20 protein-coding genes are annotated in these 19,866 nt (G+C 73.7%); 11 read left to right on the forward strand and 9 right to left on the reverse strand.

What is annotated here, in order from left to right; genetic code table 11:
• The first annotated feature begins 71 nt into the window (after nucleotides 1-71).
• Nucleotides 72-2,108: an intein-containing Rv2578c family radical SAM protein gene (locus FXF50_RS07805; protein WP_148426658.1), complete on the forward strand. Its 2,037-nt coding sequence runs from the start codon at nucleotides 72-74 to the stop codon at nucleotides 2,106-2,108.
• A gap of 50 nt (nucleotides 2,109-2,158) precedes the next feature.
• Nucleotides 2,159-2,566: a CoA-binding protein gene (locus tag FXF50_RS07810; RefSeq protein WP_148426536.1), complete on the forward strand. Its 408-nt coding sequence runs from the start codon at nucleotides 2,159-2,161 to the stop codon at nucleotides 2,564-2,566.
• 7 nt (nucleotides 2,567-2,573) lie between these two features.
• On the opposite strand, the gene FXF50_RS07815 is transcribed toward FXF50_RS07810, so the two are convergent.
• Nucleotides 2,574-4,493 (reverse strand): hypothetical protein, encoded by a 1,920-nt coding sequence (locus FXF50_RS07815; RefSeq protein ID WP_148426537.1) that lies wholly within the window; start codon nucleotides 4,491-4,493, stop codon nucleotides 2,574-2,576.
• Between the two features lie 63 nt (nucleotides 4,494-4,556).
• Nucleotides 4,557-5,156 (reverse strand): TetR/AcrR family transcriptional regulator, encoded by a 600-nt coding sequence (locus tag FXF50_RS07820; RefSeq protein WP_148426538.1) that lies wholly within the window; start codon nucleotides 5,154-5,156, stop codon nucleotides 4,557-4,559.
• A gap of 92 nt (nucleotides 5,157-5,248) precedes the next feature.
• Between FXF50_RS07820 and FXF50_RS07825 the strand changes: the two genes are divergently transcribed.
• Nucleotides 5,249-5,899, forward strand: coding sequence for a PH domain-containing protein (locus tag FXF50_RS07825; RefSeq protein WP_148426539.1), 651 nt, complete (start codon nucleotides 5,249-5,251; stop codon nucleotides 5,897-5,899).
• Between the two features lie 75 nt (nucleotides 5,900-5,974).
• On the opposite strand, the gene FXF50_RS07830 is transcribed toward FXF50_RS07825, so the two are convergent.
• Nucleotides 5,975-7,171, reverse strand: coding sequence for an acyl-CoA dehydrogenase family protein (locus FXF50_RS07830; RefSeq protein WP_148426540.1), 1,197 nt, complete (start codon nucleotides 7,169-7,171; stop codon nucleotides 5,975-5,977).
• A gap of 182 nt (nucleotides 7,172-7,353) precedes the next feature.
• Between FXF50_RS07830 and FXF50_RS07835 the strand changes: the two genes are divergently transcribed.
• Nucleotides 7,354-7,812 (forward strand): DUF4190 domain-containing protein, encoded by a 459-nt coding sequence (locus FXF50_RS07835; protein ID WP_148426541.1) that lies wholly within the window; start codon nucleotides 7,354-7,356, stop codon nucleotides 7,810-7,812.
• 3 nt (nucleotides 7,813-7,815) lie between these two features.
• Here the strand turns inward: FXF50_RS07835 and FXF50_RS07840 are convergent, their stop codons facing one another.
• Nucleotides 7,816-8,706, reverse strand: a complete 891-nt coding sequence (locus FXF50_RS07840; RefSeq protein WP_148426542.1) for an SDR family NAD(P)-dependent oxidoreductase — start codon at nucleotides 8,704-8,706, stop codon at nucleotides 7,816-7,818.
• A gap of 114 nt (nucleotides 8,707-8,820) precedes the next feature.
• Between FXF50_RS07840 and FXF50_RS07845 the strand changes: the two genes are divergently transcribed.
• Nucleotides 8,821-9,417 carry a DUF4190 domain-containing protein gene (locus FXF50_RS07845; RefSeq protein ID WP_148426543.1) on the forward strand — a complete coding sequence of 199 codons (597 nt, stop codon included), beginning with the start codon at nucleotides 8,821-8,823 and terminating at the stop codon, nucleotides 9,415-9,417.
• 56 nt (nucleotides 9,418-9,473) lie between these two features.
• On the opposite strand, the gene FXF50_RS07850 is transcribed toward FXF50_RS07845, so the two are convergent.
• Nucleotides 9,474-10,430: a CoA ester lyase gene (locus tag FXF50_RS07850; RefSeq protein WP_148426544.1), complete on the reverse strand. Its 957-nt coding sequence runs from the start codon at nucleotides 10,428-10,430 to the stop codon at nucleotides 9,474-9,476.
• Nucleotides 10,431-10,556: 126 nt separating this feature from the next.
• On the opposite strand from FXF50_RS07850, the gene FXF50_RS07855 reads away from it, so the two are divergent.
• The 3 genes from FXF50_RS07855 (at nucleotide 10,557) to FXF50_RS29760 (ending at nucleotide 12,440) form a co-directional block, all read left to right on the forward strand.
• Nucleotides 10,557-11,381 (forward strand): SDR family NAD(P)-dependent oxidoreductase, encoded by an 825-nt coding sequence (locus FXF50_RS07855; protein ID WP_148426545.1) that lies wholly within the window; start codon nucleotides 10,557-10,559, stop codon nucleotides 11,379-11,381.
• 49 nt (nucleotides 11,382-11,430) lie between these two features.
• On the forward strand, nucleotides 11,431-11,721 hold the full coding sequence (locus FXF50_RS07860; RefSeq protein ID WP_148426546.1) for a hypothetical protein: 291 nt from the start codon (nucleotides 11,431-11,433) through the stop codon (nucleotides 11,719-11,721).
• Nucleotides 11,722-11,795: 74 nt separating this feature from the next.
• The gene (locus tag FXF50_RS29760; RefSeq protein ID WP_148426547.1) at nucleotides 11,796-12,440 is read left to right on the forward strand and encodes a hypothetical protein; all 645 of its coding nucleotides are present in this window, start codon (nucleotides 11,796-11,798) and stop codon (nucleotides 12,438-12,440) included.
• Between the two features lie 3 nt (nucleotides 12,441-12,443).
• Here FXF50_RS29760 and FXF50_RS30115 read toward each other — a convergent pair whose 3' ends face one another.
• Together FXF50_RS30115 and FXF50_RS07875 are read right to left on the reverse strand one after the other, a co-directional pair.
• Nucleotides 12,444-14,594: an APC family permease gene (locus FXF50_RS30115; protein ID WP_305069331.1), complete on the reverse strand. Its 2,151-nt coding sequence runs from the start codon at nucleotides 14,592-14,594 to the stop codon at nucleotides 12,444-12,446.
• A gap of 55 nt (nucleotides 14,595-14,649) precedes the next feature.
• Nucleotides 14,650-15,606, reverse strand: coding sequence for a DMT family transporter (locus FXF50_RS07875; RefSeq protein WP_148426549.1), 957 nt, complete (start codon nucleotides 15,604-15,606; stop codon nucleotides 14,650-14,652).
• A 105-nt stretch (nucleotides 15,607-15,711) separates the two neighbouring features.
• Between FXF50_RS07875 and FXF50_RS07880 the strand changes: the two genes are divergently transcribed.
• The gene (locus FXF50_RS07880; protein ID WP_148426550.1) at nucleotides 15,712-16,407 is read left to right on the forward strand and encodes an HAD family hydrolase; all 696 of its coding nucleotides are present in this window, start codon (nucleotides 15,712-15,714) and stop codon (nucleotides 16,405-16,407) included.
• A gap of 39 nt (nucleotides 16,408-16,446) precedes the next feature.
• Here FXF50_RS07880 and FXF50_RS07885 read toward each other — a convergent pair whose 3' ends face one another.
• On the reverse strand, nucleotides 16,447-16,980 hold the full coding sequence (locus FXF50_RS07885) for a hypothetical protein (protein WP_148426551.1): 534 nt from the start codon (nucleotides 16,978-16,980) through the stop codon (nucleotides 16,447-16,449).
• Nucleotides 16,981-16,998: 18 nt separating this feature from the next.
• Nucleotides 16,999-17,868 carry a PhzF family phenazine biosynthesis protein gene (locus tag FXF50_RS07890; RefSeq protein ID WP_148426552.1) on the reverse strand — a complete coding sequence of 290 codons (870 nt, stop codon included), beginning with the start codon at nucleotides 17,866-17,868 and terminating at the stop codon, nucleotides 16,999-17,001.
• Between the two features lie 33 nt (nucleotides 17,869-17,901).
• Between FXF50_RS07890 and FXF50_RS07895 the strand changes: the two genes are divergently transcribed.
• On the forward strand, nucleotides 17,902-19,191 hold the full coding sequence (locus FXF50_RS07895) for a magnesium transporter MgtE N-terminal domain-containing protein (protein ID WP_148426553.1): 1,290 nt from the start codon (nucleotides 17,902-17,904) through the stop codon (nucleotides 19,189-19,191).
• Nucleotides 19,184-19,792, forward strand: coding sequence for a DUF1003 domain-containing protein (locus FXF50_RS07900; RefSeq protein WP_148426554.1), 609 nt, complete (start codon nucleotides 19,184-19,186; stop codon nucleotides 19,790-19,792). The genes FXF50_RS07895 and FXF50_RS07900 overlap by 8 nt, the downstream gene beginning before the upstream one ends.
• Nucleotides 19,793-19,866 lie beyond the last annotated feature (74 nt).

The raw sequence follows: 19,866 nt of genomic DNA on the forward strand, positions 1-19,866 counted from the left end.
CACCCCGTTCCGGTGGCCGGTGTCCGGCGGGTCACTTGCGCTTCGTTCGTACGCATGTTCGAATGAAGCACATGCGCTGGGACAACCTCTCCGCTCCCCCGGACGAGGGGACTCCCGACGGGGCAGCGCCAGCGACTCCACCCCTGCCGCTGGCGCTCCCCGGCGCGATCGCCCGCACGTTCGACACCCCCGGCTTCGCCGGCATGACCTTCTACGAGGTGCGGGCCAAGTCGATCATCAACCGGGTCCCGGGCCAGTCCCGCGTCCCGTTCGAGTGGACGATCAACCCCTACCGGGGCTGTTCCCATGCCTGCGTTTACTGCTTGGCGGGCGACACACCGATCCTCATGGCCGACGGCCGCACCAGACCGATCAGCGAGTTGGAGGTCGGCGACCGCATCTACGGCACGGAGCGGCGCGGGGCCTACCGGCACTACGTCGTGACAACGGTGCTCGCCAAGTGGTCGACGGTGAAGCGGGCCCACCGGGTCACGCTGGAGGACGGCACCACCCTGGTGGCCAGCGGCGACCACCGGTTCCTCACCGAACGCGGCTGGAAGCACGTGACCGGCAGCATGCGGGGTGGCGACCGGCGGCCCTACCTGACCACCCGCAACCGCCTGCTCGGCACCGGCCGGTTCGCGTCCCCACCGAAGCGCTCCGCCGACTACCGGCGGGGCTACCTCTGCGCCCTGGTCCGCGACGCCGACCACCCGGGCAGCCGCTTCCGCCTGGCCACCGCCGAGGAGGAGGCGCTGGCGCGCGCCGAGCGGTTCCTCGCCGACGTCGGGATCGGCACCGAGCGGATGCCCGGCCCGCCGGTCCGCGCGGGCCGGCGGTCGACGACCGCCATCCGCACCAACCGACCCGGTGACGCCGAGGCGGTCGCCGAGCTGATCCGCCCGGCGGACGAGCCGACGGACGACTGGTGGCTGGGCCTCCTCGCCGGCACCTTCGACGCCGCCGGCAGTTGCCGGCGGGGCGTCTTCCGGATCAGCGTCGGCGACGACGAGAGCCGCGACCGCGCGGGCGCCGCGCTGGACCGGTTCGGCTTCCGGTGGGCGCTCGACGACCCGGGCAACCTCAACCGGGTCCGCCAGCTCCGGCTGACCGGCGGGCTGCCGGAGCGGCTGCGCTTCTTCCACCTCACCGACCCGGCCGTCACCAGCAGGCGCTCGATCGAGGGCATGGCGCTCAAGTGCCGGGCCCGGCTGCGGGTGGCCGGCATCGAGGATCTCGGGTTGGAGCTGCCGCTGTGGGACATCACCACCGGCACCGGCGACTTCATCGCCAACGGGGTGGTCAGCCACAACTGCTTCGCCCGCAACACGCACACCTACCTCGACCTCGACGCCGGCGCGGACTTCGACCGGAAGGTGATCGTCAAGGTCAACGCCGGTGAGCTGGTATGCCGGGAGCTGGCCGCCCCGAAGTGGCGCGGCGCGCACATCGCCATGGGCACCAACGTGGACTGCTACCAGCGGGCCGAGGGGCGCTACCGGCTCATGCCCCAGATCATCGAGGCGCTGCGCGACTTCGCCAACCCGTTCTCGATCCTCACCAAGGGCACGCTCCTGCTGCGCGACCTGCCACTGCTGCGCCAGGCCGCCGAGGTGACCCGGGTCGGGCTGTCCTACTCGGTGGGTTTCGTGGACGAGGCGCTCTGGCGGGCCGTCGAGCCGGGCACCCCGAGCCCGCGCCGCCGGCTCGACGCCGTACGCCAGCTCACCGACGCGGGCTTCTCCGTCGGGGTGCTCATGGCGCCGATCCTCCCGGGGCTCAGCGACGACGACGAGTCGATCGACGCCACGGTGGCCGCGATCGCCGCCTCCGGGGCCACCGGCGTCACCCCACTGCCGCTGCACCTGCGCCCCGGCGCCCGCGAGTGGTACGCGCGCTGGCTGGCCCGGGAGTTCCCGCACCTGGTCCCCCGCTACCGGCAGCTCTACCAGGCCGGGGCCTACGCGCCGCAGGCGTACCAGCGGGAGGTGACCGCGCGGGTGCGGATGGCGGCCCGCCGGCACGGGCTGCACCGGAGCGAGGTCGGCGACAACCGTCAGCTGCCCGAGGCGCCCGCCCCGGCGGCCGAGCAGCTCTCCCTGCTGTGAGGACGAGCCGGGCCGGGCTGCGGGGCGCCGACGAGGGCTAGGCTCGGGGAATGCGTTCCGCCCAGCAGATTCTCGCCGACTCCGCCGTGATCGCCGTCGTGGGCGCGTCCCGCGACCCGGGCAAGGCCGCGCACCGCGTACCGCTGGAGATGCAGCGGCACGGCTGGCGGATCATCCCGGTGAACCCGACCGTAGACGAGCTGTTCGGCGAGAAGGCGTACCCGACGCTGGCCGACATCCCGCACCCCGTCGATCTGGTCGACGTGTTCCGCCCGGCCGCGGACGCCGTCGAGGTGGTCCGGCAGGCGGTGGCGATCGGCGCGCCGGCGGTCTGGTTGCAGCTCGGGATCTTCTCGGCCGAGGCGCGGCGGATCGCCGAGGAGGCGGGCATCGACTACGTGGAGGACCGCTGCCTCATCATCGAACGCGCCGCCGGGGGCCTGACCCGCCGGGGCTGAGCTCGGCTCACGGCCGGGTGACCACCACGACGTGCAGGCCGTAAGGGTCGGTCGCCACCACCCGGCCGTCGGCGTCGACCGCCATCAGCCAGCGCTCCCGTGCGGGCCGGTCGCTCCACCAGGTCTGGACCGGTGGTATCTCCACGAGCGGAACCTCTCTGGCCTCCCGGCAGGCCCGGTCGGTGCAGACCCGCAGCACGGCGCGGTCGGGCCAGGGCCCGGAACCCAGCCGGAGGTAGAGGCCGTCCGGGTGAGCCGGCTCGGCAACCACGTCCCAGACGCCGCCCCGGGGCCGGTGAACGGTGGCCAAGGGCTCGCTGCCGTCGCACCCGTGGCCGAGCCGGCAGTCGAGGACGTCGCCGACGTCCAGCAGGGCGACTTCCTCGGGCGTCGGCATGCCGGGGCGTCGCGGGCCCTCGATCGGCGCGACCTCGGGCCGGGCACAGTCGAGGGTGGCGCACCAGCCCACGGAGACCCCACCGGCCGACGGGGAGCGGAGGGCGACAACCGGCCGGCCGCTCGCGTCGACACGTACCACCAGCCTGGTGGGCTGGGAGCCGCCCCGATCGCGTAGCGAACCGTTCACCCGGCCGAGGCTGGTGACCCGGGGGGTGGCGCAGAAAACGTCCGGGCAGCGGATGAGCTTCAGCTCGACGACGGGGCGGGCGTCGTCGGGGGCCGGGGCGGCGGGCCGGACCTCGTCGGGGGCCGGGTCGGCGGGCCGGACCTCCGTGGCGCTGGCGAGCAGGATCTCGCCGGTCGGGGAGATCGTTATCGCCGCTGCCTGGCTTTCGCGCAACACCGCCAGCCCGTCCTTGCCTCCCCGGCAGATCCGCTGGGCGTCGCACTGTTCCAGCGCGTACTGGCCGAGCGCGTAGACGGAGCCGTCCGCTCCGAAGGCCGCTCCCCCGTACGGCTCGTACATCGTCACGGACAGCTTGGTGCGGTGGCGGGTCCGGCATGTTTCGTCGAGGCAGTCTTCGAACCACCTCTGCCCGACGAGGATCGGACCGCGCCCCACCGGCCAGGCCACCGCGATCATCTTGTGCGGCAGGTCGGCCGTGTTCACGGTGACCTCGGGCAGCCGTTCCGCGGCGACGACGCCACCGACCAGCCCGGCGGGCAGCAGGACCGCGGCCAGCCCCAGCGGCACGGTGAGTCGGCCGAGCCGCCGGGTGAGCCGGTCGACCGCCGGCGGCGCCTGGTCAAGATCGAGCGCCGGCAGCAACGAACGTCCGGGCAGGTTGCGGTGGGCCACGAGAAGGATCTGCGCCTGGAGAGCAACGACGGCGATGAGGGTCGCGTCCCGCAGCAACCAGGCCAGGACACCCAGGAGAGGGTCGGTCACCTTCTCCTCGGGCCGGGCGAAGGCCCAGCCGTACAGCAGTGCCGGTGCCGCGACACCGAACAGGAGCGCGACGCCGAGGCCCAGCGCGTTGCCGCGTATGCCCACGAAGGAAGCCCGGAACGCCGCCCTGCCGCGCAAGCCGTCCAGGACCGCGATCGGCAGCACGAGCGCGAAGCGGACCAGCAACGCGGCGACCGGCAGGGCGACCAGCGCCGCGACCACCCAGACGAGCCCCCCGCCGGCGGGCAGCACCGTCCCCAGCAGGAGTAACGCGACGAGCAGCGTCCCCGCCCCGGCGAGCAGGGCGGCGCCGACCGTGGGGAGGGCTCGGAACGCGCGGCGCAGTGGACGGTCGACGGGGGCTGTGGCGGCGATCGCGGCCGTCACCGCCCAGGCCCACACGACGGGCTCCACGAGGGCGCCGACGACGCCGGCGGGCGGGACGAACATCCCGTTGACCACCCGGGCCGGGTCGACGCCGGGCAGCGGGATCAGCCCGCCGAGCACCCGGAACAGCGACCACGGTGCGAGCACCAGCACGAGCGTCGTGAGCGCGGCGCGTCGGCGGGGAATCGGCACGGGCGTACGGTACGGCCCGGCCGCCACCGCCGCTGTCCCCCTGCCTGGCGGGTCGGGACCTGGTCAGCTCGTGTTGTTTTCCGATCCGAAGAGCAGGTCGAGTTGGGTGTCGAGGGCGGCCAGGGCGGTCTCCGGCGGGTAGTGCCCGCCGAGCAGGTAGATGCCCAGCCCTTCCATCGCCGCCAGCAGCCCGACCGCGGCCCGTTCCGGGTCCACCGTCGTGCCGGCTCCGGAGCGGAGGAGGCCGGCGATGAAGTCGAGCAGGGCGGCCGTCTCGTCGTGCAGCGCGGCGGCGACGGCCGGGCGTACGGCGGTGTAGGCCAGGAACGCCAGCGCCACCCGGCCGTCGGCGCGGCGCTCCTCGTCCAGCGGCAGCAGCTCGGCCAGCATGGTCCGCAGCAGCTCGCGCGGTGCCGGTGTCTCCCCGAGCGCCGCGATCGCCCGGGTCACCCGGGCCTCGTTGCGGTCGCGGACCACGGCGAGCGCGAAGGTCATCATCTCGTCGCGGGTGCGGAAGTAGTGCTGCACCATCCCGGAGCTGACGCCGGCCGCGGCGGCCACGTGCCGGAGGCTGACCGCCTCCAGTCCCTGCTCGGCCGCGACCCGCATGAGCGCGTCCGCGATGAGCGCGCGGCGCTCTCCGTGGTCGACCCGCTTCGGCATCCACCCATGCTGTCACAATGCGACTGCATTGACACGTCACCCAGCCAGCGTTTACGTTGCAACTGCAATGCAAAAGGAAGGGTGGGCGGGGGATGGCAGGCGTCGACGTGGTCAGGCTGGCTCGCCGCGCGGTCGCGTACGAGTGGGGCATGTGGCGAAGCCTGGCCCGATGGGTCCTGCGACGGCCCTACCCGGTGGCGCCCGGCGCGGAGACGTTCGCCTACGTCGGCGTGGTGCAGCCGATCCTCGGTGTGTTCATCGCGCTGTCGACCATCGAGATCCCGGTCCTCGACCTGATCCTCCGGCACACCGTCGGCTGGCCCACGGTCCGGCATGCCGCCATCGGCCTCGGCGTCTGGGGCGTGCTGTGGATGGTCGGGCTGCTCGCCAGCCTGCGGATCCACCCGCACGTCGCCGACGACACCGGCCTGCGGATCCGCAACGGCGTCTCGCTGGACGTCATGATCCCGTGGAGCGCGATAGCCCGGGTCGAGGCGCGCTACCGGTCACTGCCGTCCAGCCGAGCCGTCCAGTACGACCCGGACGACCCCGCGGTGCTGAACCTCGGCGTGGGCAGCCAGACCGCAGTGGACGTGGCGCTGCGAGAGCCCCTGTCAGTACGCCTGCCAAAGGGACCCAGCGCACCGGTACGAGAAATCCGGCTCTACGCCGACAACCCGAAGGCACTGGTGACCCGCGCCCGCAGGCACCTCCCGGCCCCGGACCCCACCCAGCCCCGTTGACCAAGAAGTTTGCGTCGGTGGCACGGCCGGATCCGACGCGAACTTCTTGATCGACGGTTGTCGGGCGAGCAGCCGTCAGAGCTTGTACTCCTTCAGCAGGCCGCGGCTGATGATGGTCTTCTGGATCTCCGAGGTGCCCTCGCCGATGAGCAGGAACGGCGCCTCGCGCATCAGCCGCTCGATCTCGTACTCCTTGGAGTAGCCGTAGCCGCCGTGGATGCGGAACGCCTCCTGGACGACCTCGGCGCAGTACTCGGAGGCCAGCAGCTTGGCCATCCCGGCCTCGACGTCGTTGCGCTGGCCGGCGTCCTTGAGGCGGGCCGCGTTGACCATGAGGGCGTGCGCGGCCTCGATCTTCGTGCCCATCTCGGCGAGCTTGAACGCGACGGCCTGGTGCTTGGCGAGCGGCTGGCCGAAGGTGCGGCGCTGCTGGGCGTACGCGACGGCCAGTTCGAAGGCGCGGATCGAGATGCCGCAGGCGCGGGCGGCCACGTTGACGCGGCCGACCTCGATGCCGTCCATCATCTGGTAGAAGCCCCGGCCGACCTTGTCCTCGCCGCCGAGCACGGCGGAGGCGGGGACGGTGACGCCGTCGAGCACCATCTCGGTGGTCTCGACGCCCTTGTAGCCCATCTTGTCGATCTTGCCGGGGATGGTCAGGCCGGGGGCGGTCTCGCCGAAGCCGGGCTCCTTCTCCAGCAGGAAGGTGCTCATGTTGCCGTAGACCGAGTCGGCCCCGGTGTCGGTCTTGACCAGGGTGGCGACCACGGAGGAGTACGCGCCGTTGGTCAGCCACATCTTCTGGCCGTTGAGCACGTAGTTGTCGCCGTCGCGGACCGCCTTGGACTTGATCGCCGAGACGTCCGAGCCGCACTCGGGCTCCGACATCGAGAAGGCGCCGCGCACCTCGCCGGTGGCCATCCGGGGCAGCAGCCGGGCCTTCTGGTCGGCCGAGCCGTGCTGGGAGATCAGGTACGCCACGATGAAGTGGGTGTTGACGATGCCGGAGATCGACATCCAGCCCCGGGACAGCTCCTCCACCACGAGGGCGTAGGTCAGCAGGGACTCGCCGAGACCCCCGTACTCCTCGTCGATCGTGAGGCCGAACAGCCCCATCTCGCGCATCCCGTCGAGGATGTCGGTGGGGTACTCGTCGGCGTGCTCCAGCCGCTGCGCGTGCGGGATGATCTCCTTGTCGGCGAACTCCCGAACGGTTTCCAGGATCGACCGCTGCACATCGGTCAGGCCGGGCGTCTGGGCGAGTCGGGCCATCTCAGCCTCCGGGGGATCGGCGCACTACTCGTGGGTAACTGAACGCTGGGTCAGTATCGGCCCCGGGACCGGCGGAGCCAAGGTGACCAGTCCATACAACCGCTGTGAAAAGGTTCACCGCTGCGGGTAGCGTCCGCAAGAGAGAGGGCCGTCGACCTGCGAGGCGAGGGGGTGAGGAGGGCGTGAGCCAACCACCCGGTGAGCCGGACCAGCCACCGTCGCCGTACGAGCCGCCCGCCTACGGCCAGCCGTACGGGGAGCCGCAGCAGCCGTACGGACAGCCGCAGCAGCAGCCGCACTGGGGGCACCAGCCACCCGGCGGCGCCCAGCCGCCCTACGCCCCGCAGCCCCCGTACGGCCAGTACGGGCCGCCCGGGCCCGGACCGCAGCCGCCGCGCGGCGGCGGGCCGAACGTGCTCGCCATCCTGTCGCTGGTCCTCGCCTTCGTGTTCGCCCCGGCCGGCATCGTCTGCGGCCACCTGGCCAAGCGGCAGATCCGGCAGACCGGCGAGGAGGGCGACCAGCTCGCCACGTGGGGGCTGATCCTCAGCTACGTCTTCACCGGGATCGGCCTGCTGGTCTGCTGCGGCTGGATCGGCCTGGCCTTCTGGGCCAACTCGGACAACGGCCGCGGCTACTGACGGTCAGCGGAACTCGGCCTCGCGGACGCTGTTGCCGCCGTCGACCACCAGCATCTGCCCGGTGATGTAGGAGGCGGCCGGCGAGCAGAGGAAGGCGATGGCCGCGGCCACCTCGTCCGGCGTGCCGGGGCGGCCGACCGGGGTGCCGAGACCCTGCTTGATCTCGACCATCGTGGACGCCGCGGTGTGGATGATGCCCGGCGCCACCGCGTTGACGGTCACCCCGTCGGCGATCATCTCCATGGCCAGGGCCCGGGTCAGCCCGACCACGCCGGCCTTCGCGGCGGCGTACGCGGCCTCGGTGGGCAGCGCGTTGACCGGCCCGGCGGTGGCCGCCAGGTTGACGATGCGCCCCCAGCCCCGCTCGGCCATCCCGCCGATGAACGCGCGGCTGCACAGGAACGCGGTGGTCAGGTTCCGGTCGATCTCGCCGCGCCACTCGTCGTAGGTCAGCTGGGCCACCGGCCGGAGCACCTCCGGGCTCGCCCGGCTGGCCAGGCCGGCGTTGTTGACCAGCACCTCGACGTCGCCGAGCTGCTCGGCCACCGCGTCGGCGAGCGCGCCCACCTCGGACTCGTCGGTCAGGTCGGCGACGAAGCCGGTGACCCCCAGCTCGCCGGCCCGGTCGTGGATCCGCCGCGTGGTGGAGACGATCGCCACCCGGGCGCCCAGGTCGGCCAGGCGGCGCGCGGTCGCGTACCCGATGCCGTCCGGACTGCCCGCGCCGGTGACCAGCGCGACCCGGCCGTCCAGGCGCATGGTGGCCGGCTCTTCGAGCGGTGCCGGCTGGTCCTGGTCGGCGGAGCCGGCCGGGCCGCCGGCGCGCGGCCGGCGCACCAGGCCCGGCCGGCTGACGTCCCGTCGCGACCGACCGCCGCGCGCGTCAAGTGCCATGCCGCGATCCTGCCCGTTGTGGACGTCCCGGGCAACGCGGCACCCGGAAAGGGGGTCCTGCGACTTGCGCGCCGATGGCTACCCTGACCGCACCACGTCCATGGAGATGATCTGATGACCTATCCCCCACCGTCCGGTGGTTGGCACGACCCGTCGGCGGCGGCCGGACCGCAGTCGAGCCCGCCGGCCGACCCGACGCTGCCGATGGCCGGCAACCCCATCCCGACCCAGCCGACCTCCGCGGACCCGTACGCGCCCGCGGACCCGTACGCCGGCATGAAGTCCGGTGACCCGTACGCCGCTCCCGGCTACCCGCCGGCCCCGTACGCCGCGCCCGGCTACCCGGCGCCCGGCGACCCGTACGCCGCGCCCGGCTACCCGGCGCCCGGCGACCCGTACGCGGCGGGCGGCTACCCGGCGCCGGCGTACCCCGGCTACGCACCCCCGTCCAGCAAGACGAACACCCTCGCCATCGTGGCGCTGGTGCTCTCGCTGGTCGGCTTCACCTCCTGCATCACCGCCCCGATCGGCGCGATCATGGGCCACGTCGCCCGCAAGCAGATCCGGGAGACCGGCGAGCAGGGCGAGGGCATGGCGAAGGCGGCCATCATCGTGGGCTGGATCCTCACCGCCCTGCTGGTGCTGCTGATCATCTTCTACGTCGTGATGATCGTGATCGCTGTCAACTCGGACAGCTCCAGCGGCTACTGACGCGGACGGGCCGCCCCGGTCGGCCGGGGCGGCCCGTCGCGGTCAGCGGCTCGCGGTCACTCCGAGGGCGGGGTGAACGACGAGGTACGGCTCATCCCGGCGGCCCGGCCCTTGGCCGCGATCACGAGCGCCATCTTGCGGGACGCCTCGTCGATCATCTCGTCGCCGAGCATCACGGCGCCGAGCTTCCCGCCCGCCTCCGAGGTGTAGAAGTCGTACGCGTCGAGGATCAACTCGGCGTGGTCGTAGTCGTCCTGGGCCGGGGAGTAGACCTCGTTGGCCGCGTCGATCTGGCCCGGGTGCAGCACCCACTTGCCGTCGAAGCCGAGCGCCGCGGAGCGCTTGGCCACCTCGCGGAACGCGTCCACGTCCCGGATCTGCAGGAACGGGCCGTCGATGGCCTGCTTGTCGTGCATCCGGGCGGCCATCAGGATCCGCATGAGGATGTAGTGGTACGGGTCGCCCGGGTAGTCCGGGATCAGCGCGCCGACCACCAGCGACTTCATGTTGATCGAGGCCATGAAGTCGGCCGGGCCGAAGATGATCGTCTCGACCCGGGGCGAGGCGGCCGCGATGGCGTCGACGTTGACCAGGCCGGCCGCGTTCTCGATCTGCGCCTCGATGCCGATCCGGCCGACCTCCAGGCCGAGGGTCTTCTCGATCTGGGTGAGCAGCAGGTCCAGCCAGTGCACCTGCTCAGCGTTCTGCACCTTCGGCAGCATGATGCAGTCCAGGTTGGCCCCGGCGCCCTCGACCACCTCGATGACGTCCCGGTAGGTCCACGGCGTGGTCAGGTCGTTCACCCGGACCACCCGGGTCTTGCCGGCCCAGTCGCCCTCGTTGAGGGCGGCGACGATGTTCTTGCGGGCGTCCGGCTTGGCCAGCGGCGCGACCGCGTCCTCCAGGTCGAGGAAGACCTGGTCGGCGGGGAGGCCCTGGGCCTTGCCGAGCATCTTGACGCTGGAGCCGGGTACCGCGAGGCAGGACCGGCGGGGGCGACCGACTGCGGCCATGGATGCGCTCCTTCCAGCGTCCGGCGGGCACGCCGACGCCACCAGGTGAAAGACGAGAACTTAACGATCCCAAAGGGCGTTGTGACGCCACGGTAACCTCGTGCCGTGACCGGGGTGAATGGACCTGTGGAAGATCTCACTGAGCGGCGGACCGTGGTGGTGACCGGCGCCAGCTCGGGCATCGGCCTCGCCGCCGCGGTCGAGCTGGCGCGACGCGGCGACCGCGTGGTACTTGTCGGCCGGGATCCGGCCCGGCTGCGCGCCGCCGGGGAACGGGTGCGCGAGTGCTGCGGCGAGCAACCCGAGCTGTTCCGCGCGGACTTCGCCGTGCTGGACGACGTGCGCGGGCTCGCCGAGCGGCTGCGCGCCGCGTACGACCGGATCGACGTGCTGGCCAACAACGCCGGGGCGATCGTGCTCCAGCCGATCACCACGGTCGACGGCTTCGAGCTGAGCATGCAGGCCAACCACCTCGCGCCGTTCCTGCTCAGCAACCTGCTGCGGGACCGGATCGGCCGGATGGTGGTGACCGCGTCGGGCGCGCACCGCAGCGGGGCGCTCGACCCGGACGACCTCAACGCCGCGCTGCGCCGCTACCGGCCGATGCGCGCCTACGGCACCAGCAAGCAGGCGAACATCCTGTTCACCGCCGAGGCGGCCCGGCGCTGGCCGGAGCTGAAGGCCCACTCGTTCCACCCGGGCGTGGTGCGGACCCGGTTCGGCAACGAGAGCCGGCTGGTCGCCCTCGGCATGCGGCTGCTGCCGTTCCGCAGCCCGGAGCGGGGCGCGGAGACCCTGGTCTGGCTGGCCAACCAGGACCCGGCCCGGCTCGTCGACGGCGGCTACTACGCCGACCGGCGGCTCCGCCGGCCGCTGCCCAAGGCGGCCGACCCGGCCCTCGCCGCCCGGCTCTGGACCGCCAGCGCCAAGGCCGTCGGGATCGACGCCTGAACCGTCGCCGGGTCCGCCCGCCGGGCCGGTCGCTGCGATACTCCGCCGCATGACCGAACCGACGGAAGCGCCCCTGTTGGTCGCCCTGGTCGACCTGAGCGCCGACCCGGAGGCCGGCCGGCGGTACGAGGACAACGTGCTGGCCCTGCTCGGGCGCCACGGCGGGCGGCTGGAGCGGCGGCTGCGTACCGGGGACGGGCGGTCCGAGGTGCACCTGATCCGGTTCGCCGCACGGGCCGGCTACGAAGCCTTCATGGTGGACCCGGAGCGGCTGGCGCTGCGGGCCGCGCTGGGCGACGCCGCCCCCACCACCCGGGTCCTCGACGTCCACGACGTCTGACCTTCTCACTTCATCACGGCGGCCGACCGAGAACAAGACTTGATCTTGGCCCCGACCGCGCGCAGGGTCGAGGCATGGACTTCGATCCGCTCGCCACCGCGCGGCAGGCCCTCTGGATCGGCGGCGCCCAGTGGGCCGGCAAGACGACCATCGCCGTCACCCTGGCGCTGCGCCACGGCCTGACCGCGTACCTCTACGACCGGCACGACGCCCGCGGGCACGAGGACCGGCGGGTGGCCTTCCGGGTCCGCCGGGGCGGTCCGCCCGCCGGGCCCGAGCCGGACGCGGTCTGGGTGGACCCCGGCCCGGAGCGGATGGCGGCCGAGACACTGGCCGCGTTTCCGCGCCGGTTCGCCTGGGTGCTGGACGACCTCAGCGCGCTGGTCAGCGGTCGCCGGGTCATCGCCGAGGGCTGGGGACTGCGGCCGGAGCTGGTCGCCCCGGTCGTCGAGTCGACCGGGCAGATGGTCGTGCTGGTGCCGACACCGGAGTTCCGCGCGTACCAGATGACGCGGCTGCCCCGGGCGACCGCCCGCCACCCCGGGGTGCGCGACCCGGAACGGGCCTGGCGCAACCGGATCGCCCGCGACGAACTGGTCGCGGCCGACGCCGTGGCCCGGGCGCGGAACCTCGGGATCCGGGTGGTCGAGGTGGACGGGAGCCGGGACGCCGAGGCGATCGCCGCGCTGGTGGCCGACCACTTCGCGGCGTACCTGTGAGCGTCACTCGGCGAGGTGGACCGGGACGGTGGTGACCACCACGCCGGGCAGCGCCCGCAGGGCGGCGCGGAGCCGCTGCTCGACGCGGCTGTGCAGCGGGCCGTGCCAGCGGCGGCGGAGCACCACCTCCGGCACGATCACGGTCAGGGTCAGCTCCGGCCGGGTGGTGTGCAGCGCCTCCAGGTAGTGCGCCAGCGGCCCGATCACCGCCCGGTACGGCGACACGATCGTCTCCAGCCGCAGGTGGTCGCCCCAGGCCTGCCACTGCTCGCGGAACCGGTCCGCCTCGACCTCCTCCGGGGCGATGTGCACGGCCAGCGTGGGCTGGCCCAGCGACGCCGCGTACGCCAGGGCCCGCAGCGAGGCCCGGTTCAGCCGGGCCACCGGCACGACGACGAGGTGGCGTACCTCCTGGGGCAGCTCCTCGCGCTCGGCGGACCCGGCGGGCCCGGACGGCGCGGGCGGGTGCAGCGCCAGGGCGCGGTGCAGCGTGGCGTAGTGCCGGTGGATCCGCCGGAACAGCAGCACCAGCAGCGGCACCGCGACCACCACCACCCAGGCGCCCTCGCCGAACTTCGCCACGGCGGCGGTGAGCAGCACCAGCGCGGAGAGCGTCGCGCCGACGGCGTTGAGCGCCAGCCGCCGGTGCCAGCCCGGCCCGCGGTGGCGGCGCCAGTGCACCACCATGCCGGCCTGGGACAGGGTGAAGGCGAGGAAGACGCCGACGGCGTAGAGCGGGATCAGGCGTTCGGTGTGCCCGCCGAACGCGACGTACACGATCGCGGCGGTGACCGAGAGAGCGATCAGGCCGTTGCTGAACGCGAGCCGGTCGCCCATGTGCAGGAACCGGCGGGGGGTGTGGCCGTCGCGGGCCATGAAGAAGAGCAGCCGGGGGAAGTCGTTGAACGCGGTGTTCGCCGCCAGCAGCAGGATGAGCGCGGTGGTCGCCTGGAGGAGCGCGTACCAGGGGCCGGTCGGGAAGGTCACCCGGCCGAGCTGGGAGAGCAGCGTCTCGCCCGGCCGGGGGACCAGGCCGTCCAGGTGGATCAGCCCGACCAGGCCGGCGAAGAGCGCGACCAGCATGGCGACCATCCAGCCCAGCGTGGTACGGGCGTTGCGCCACTCGGTGGGCCGGAAGGCGGGGACGGCGTTCGACACCGCCTCGATGCCCGTCATCGACACCGCGCCGGAGGAGAACGCGCGCAGCACCAGCAGCAGGCCCAGCCCTTCGACGGCCGGCACGGGCGGCGGCGGCACGGGCGCGAAGCCCCGGCCCGCCGCCCGCGCGTAGCCGACCACCAGCAACGCGAGGAGCACGACCACGAAGGCGTACGTGGGGAGCACGAACAGGTTTCCGGCGGTGCGCACGCCGCGCAGGTTGCCGGCGAGCAGCACGGCGATCACCAGCACACCGAGCGGCACGGTGAACGGGGTGAGCCCGGGCAGCGCCGAGGTGACCGCGTGCACGCCGGCCGCCACCGACACCGACACGGTCAGCACGTAGTCGAGCATCAGCCCGGCCGCCGCCGCCAGCCCCGGGGTACGGCCCAGGTTGTCGCCGGCCACGATGTACGAACCGGCGCCGTGCGGGTACGCCGGGATCGTCTGCCGGTAGGACAGCCCGACCGCGATCATCAGCACCACCAGCAGGGCGGCCAGCGGCAGGGACAGCCCGAGCGCGGCGCTGCCGGCCAGCACCAGGACGCCCAGCATCGCCTCCGGCCCGTACGCCACCGAGCTGAGCAGGTCGGAGGAGAGCACGGGCAGGGCGACCAGCTTGCGCATCCGCTCGTAGAGCACCGAGGCGCTGGAGAGCGGCGGGCCGAACAGCGCCCGGCGGGCCCGGGTGAGCAGCCGCCCGGCCCGCGAGCCGGGCAGGTGGGCCGGCTCGGTGGCGACCAGCTCGCCCGGCTCCTCGACGGTGAACATCTCGATGGGCACGAGCCGGCCGAACCGGGTCGGTCGCGGCGGCCGCCCGCTCCGGCCGAGCGTCGGGTCGACGGGCAGCTCGTCCGGGTCGCGCGGCTCCCGCCAGCGCTCGCCGATCCGGCTCAGGGCCGCCCGCTCCTCGGCGCCGAGCGGCGGCAACTCGGCCGACGGGGTGACGACCGTCCCCCGCTCGGCCGCGTCGTCGTGTTCCCCTGCCGCCCCCACCCTCCGCACTTTCACGGAATCGGGTCGCGCGGGGGGCACTTTCCGCAAAAGCGGGTCAGTCAGTCAGCGGAGCGGGGTCGGCGGGCACCGCGACCGGCGCGGTGCGGCGGCCGGCCCGGGCCCCGCCGAGGATGACGACGGCGACGCCGGCCAGCAGCAGACCCAGCCCGGGCAGGGCCAGCGTGCGGGGCAGCTGGCCCAGCCAGACCCAGCCGATCAGCGCCGCGCCCGGCGCCTCCAGCAGGATCAGCACGCTGACCGTGGTGGCCGAGACCCGGTGCAGGGCGTAGTTGAACATCGAGTGGCCGAGCAGTTGGGCGCCGGCCACCAGGCCGAGGATCGCCAGCCAGGTGGCGCCGTCGTAGCCGTGCAGGCGTACCCCGCCCGCCAGGCAGACCACCAGCAGGATCGCGGCACAGACCCCGTAGCAGATGGTGGTGTAGGTGGTGGTGCTGATGCTGGCCCGGGCGCGCTCGCCGAAGGCGGTGTAGACCGCCGCGAACATGCCACCGGCGACCGCCAGCAGATCGCCCGTGAAGGCCCGGCCGGAGACGCTGAAGTCGGCGCCGGTGGCCAGCGCCGCACCGAGCACCGCGACCGCGATGCCGGCCCACACGGCCGCGGGCAGCCGCCGCCCCTGCCAGCGGGCGATGAGCCCCTGCCAGACCGGCTGGGTGGCGCCCAGCGCGGTCGCCGCGGCCACCGAGGTGAGCTGCGCGCTCGGCATCCAGGTGGCGAAGTGGGCGGCCAGCGCCACCCCGGAGAGTACGCAGTACAGCCCCTCCCGCCGGCCCGCGCCGACGGTCAGCGCCCGGAACTCGGCCCGCCGCCGGGTCAGCGAGACCGGCCCGAGCACGGCAAGCGAGAGGACGTTGCGCCAGAAGGCGATGGCCAGGGCCGGCGCGGCGGCGAACGCGACCAGCGGCGCCGAGGACGAGACGGCGGTGACGGCCAGCGCGAGCGCGCCGACGGTCAGCGCGTCGAGCGGCGGGCGGTGCGGAGGGTGGGGCACGGAGAGCAATACTCACACGCCCTCCGACACCACGGACCGTCAGCACTCCGTTACGATCATGCGCGTCCCGGCGATCCCCCCTCGACGTCCGGAGGCAGTTCCCCCATGCCCAGGTACCAGGCGGTGCTGTTCGACTTCTTCGGCACGCTGACCCGCTGCGTCCAGCGCGGGTCCGCCCACCGGACCATCGCCGAGCTGCTCGGCTGCTCCACCGAGACCCTGATCGACGTGCTCGACCGCAGCTACTACCAGCGCGCCAGCGGGCGGTTCGGCAACGCCGAGGCGACCCTGCGCTGGGTCTGCGGCCAGGCCGGCGTGCATCCGTCCGACGAGGCGGTACGCGCCGCCGTCGCCTCCCGCCACCGGGCGGTACGCGCCGACACCCGGCTGCGCGCCGAGGCGGTGCCGGTGCTGGCCGCGCTGCGCGGGCAGGGCGTCCGCACCGGCCTGATCAGCGACTGCACGCACGAGCTGCCGGCGTTCCTGCCCCAGCTGGCGGTCGCGCCGCTGCTCGACGTGCGGGTCTTCTCCGTGCAGGTCGGGCGGTGCAAGCCCGATTCGGCGCTCTACCTGGCCGCCTGCCACCGGCTCGACCTCGCGCCGGCCGACTGCCTCTACGTGGGCGACGGCGGCAGCCAGGAACTCACCGGCGCCGAGCGGGCCGGCATGACGGCGGTGCGGCTGGCCGCCCCGGACCTGACCGGCCACATGGTCTTCAACGCCGACCACGGCTGGGAGGGCCCGGCGCTCACCTCGCTCACCCAGGTGCTCGACCTGCTCGACCCGGTCGGCGTCGGCTGACCGGCCGGCGGTGCCGGGGGCGGCGGGTGCTGACGCGGCTCAGCGGCGGCGGACCTTGTGCAGCCGGAACGGCTTGCGGGTGGCTCGGACCACCGGGGCCTCCCGGGGCTGCTCGGCCAGCGACCCGGCTGGCAGGTCGGCGCCGGTCAGCGCGGTGCCCGCCGGACTCAGCCGGTTCAGGGCACACCCCTCGGACGCCCAGCGGGCCACCAGGTCGGCGGAGGGACCGGAGGCGTTCAGTCGCTTCGCGGCGACCAGCGGCGCGGCGGTCTCCCACTCCTCGGTGCCCGGCCGCAGCCGGGTGACCCGGGCCGGCCAGGTGACGATCCGGCCGCCGTGGTCGCCGCGCAGGGTCACGTCGGCCTCGGCCGCGTCGGCCAGCCCGGGGGCGGACTGCTCGCCCGGGCCGGTCACCACCAGCAGCGCGCCGTCGAGCGGCAGGCACCACAACGCGTACGCCGGCCCGCCGGCCACCGACACCCAGGCGACCGCGGCCTTCTTCACGGCCTCGTCCACCAGGGGCGGGGTCACCCGCTCGTCCACCTCGTCGCTCACTCCGGCATCCTCCCGCATCCTGGCCCGACAGGGTGCTCAGCCCACGAAGGGCGGGACCGCGATCTCGCCCCGGGCCACCGGCATCACGTGGCCGGCGACCGTCGCGCCCACCGCCACGCCGCCGGCCGCGGTCACCGTGCAGGCCAGCGCGGACGGCCGGTTGATCTCGATGCCCTGGCGGACCGCGTACTCGGACCGGCCCTCGCCGGGAAGCAGCCCGCTGGCCACCAGCCAGACGCCCAGGCCCAGGGCGGCCGAGCCGGTCGCCGGGTCCTCCGGCACGCCGAGGCCCGGCACGAACACGCGGGCGTGCGCGGTTTGCGAGTCGGCGTCCCAGGAGAAGACGCTGACGTGCTCCACGCCGTACCGTTCCGCCGCCGCCGTGTTCACCTTGGCGCGGGCCACCGCGTCCGGGCGTACCGGAAGGTAGGGGAACTCCAGGCCGCAGCCGGCGACCCGGGGCGCCGGGCCGGCGTGGTCGGCGGCGGTGAGGCCGGCCATCTCCAGCAGCGGCTCCGGGTCGAGTTCGGGCCCGAGGGTCGGGGTGCCCCCGGTGAGCGTCGCGCCGATGGGGGTGACCTCGAGGGGCAGCACCCCGGCGCCGCACTCCTGGGTGACCCTGCCCACATCGAACAGGCCGCGCCGGCTCGCGGTCACCGCGGCGCCCACGCTGGGGTGCCCGGCGAACGGCAGTTCCTCGGCCGGGGTGAAGATCCGCGCCCGGTACGTCGCCCCGACCTGCGTGGGCGGCAGCACGAACACCGTTTCCGACAGGTTGAACTCCACCGCGAGCGCCTGCATCTGCTCGGTGGCGAGCCCTTCCGCGCCGAACACCACGGCCAGCGGGTTGCCGGCGAACGGGCGGTCGGTGAAGACGTCCACGATCTCGTACGCCAAGGTCGACATGTTGATAAACACTAGGCCCTTAGGCTGGTGCCCGTGAGCACGCCGAACCGGGTCTACATCGCTCGACTCGCCGGAGTCGCCGTCTTCGACCCGAACGGCGACCAGGTGGGCCGGGTCCGCGACGCCGTGGCCCGGATGCGGCCGACCCAGCGCCCGCCCGAGGTGGTGGGGCTGGTCGCCGAGATGCCGATGCGGCGGCGCATCTTCCTGTCCATCAACCGGATCACCTCCATCGACGCGGACGCCGTGGTGCTCGGCAGCGGCACCCTCAACCTGCGCCGGTTCGAGAAGCGGCCGAACGAGCTGCTGGTGCTCCAGGAGCTGCTGGACCGGCGGGTCCAGCTGGACACCGGGCAGGCCGGCTCGGTGGTCGACGTGGCCATGGAGTGCAGCCGCGGCGGCGAGTGGGCGCTCACCCGGGTCGCCGTCCGCGAGCAGACCAGCCGGCTCGCCCGCCGCGGTCACCTGCACCAGGTGGAGTGGGACCGGGTTCGCGGCCTCGGCACCCTCGGCGAGAACCGGGGCACGGCCAACCTCCTCGCCGTGCTGGAGGACATGCGCCCGGCCGACCTGGCCAACGCCCTCCAGGACCTGCCCGACGCCCGGCGCAACGAGGTCGCCGCCGCGCTGGACGACGAGCGCCTCGCCGACGTGCTCGGTGAGCTGCCCGAGCACGACCAGGTGGAGATCCTGGCCGCGCTGGACCGGGAACGCGCCGCGGACGTGCTGGAGGAGATGGACCCGGACGACGCCGCGGACCTGCTCAACGAGCTGCCCCCGCCGGAGCAGGACGTGCTGCTCGACCTCATGGAGCCGGACGAGGCCACGCCCGTCCGCCAGCTGCTGCGCTACGCCTCCGGCACCGCCGGCAGCGTCATGACCTCCGAGCCGGTGATCCTGCCGCCGGACGCCACGGTGGCCGAGGCACTGGCCCGGATCCGCGAGCCGCAGCTCTCCCCCGCCGTGGCCGCGCAGGTCTTCGTGACCCGCGCCCCGCTCACCACGCCCACCGGGCGCTACCTCGGCATGGTCCACTTCCAGGCGCTGCTCCGCGAGCCCCCGGCCGACCTGCTCGGCGGTGTGGTCGTCAACGACATAGACCCGCTCCGGCCGACCACCCCGCTGCCCGAGATAACCCGCCGGATGGCCACGTACGACCTGGTCGCCATGCCCGTGGTGGACCGGAGCATGCGGCTGGTCGGCGCGGTGACCGTGGACGACGTGCTGGACCACTCGCTGCCGCGGGACTGGCGGGACCGGGACGCCGTGCCGACCCCGCCCGCCACCGACGAGGGCACCCTGGACGGCGGCGGCAATGGCTGACCAGCGACGGACCGAGCGGCTGGACCAGCCCCGGGCGCCCCGCGGACTCCGGCTGCCCCGGATCGACGCGGAGACCTTCGGCCGCTGGTCGGAGGGGATCGCCCGGGGCATGGGCACCGCGAACTTCATCGTCTACATGACGCTGGTGATCGCCGCCTGGTTCGCCTGGAACACCCTGGCCCCGGCCGACCTGCGCTTCGACCCGTACACGTTCACCTTCCTGACCCTGGTGCTGTCCCTCCAGGCCTCGTACGCGGCCCCGCTGATCCTGCTCGCGCAGAACCGGCAGGCCGACCGGGACCGGATCGCGCTGGAGGAGGACCGGCGGCGGGCCACCATGCAGAAGGCCGACACGGAGTATCTGGCCCGGGAGATCGCCGCCCTGCGCATCGCCATGGGTGAGGTGGCGACCCGGGACTTCCTCCGCTCCGAGCTGGCCCGGCTGGCCGAGGAGCTGGACGAGGCGGCCGAGCGGCGGCGGAAGCTGGAGCGCCGGCAGCAGGAGCGCGAGGTGCGGCGGCAGGCCGGCGCGGAGCCGCTGGACGAGCCCCGCGACGACCTCGACGGCGACCTCGCGCACGACGGCCGCTTCGAGAGCTGACCCGGCCCGGAACCTATTGAACGCCGCGCGCCTCAAGGGGCCAGGCGAGCGGCGTTCGGCCCGATCGTCCCACC

The sequence above is a fragment of the Micromonospora sp. AP08 genome (genome assembly GCF_008085935.1).
GTDB lineage: Bacteria > Actinomycetota > Actinomycetes > Mycobacteriales > Micromonosporaceae > Micromonospora > Micromonospora chersina.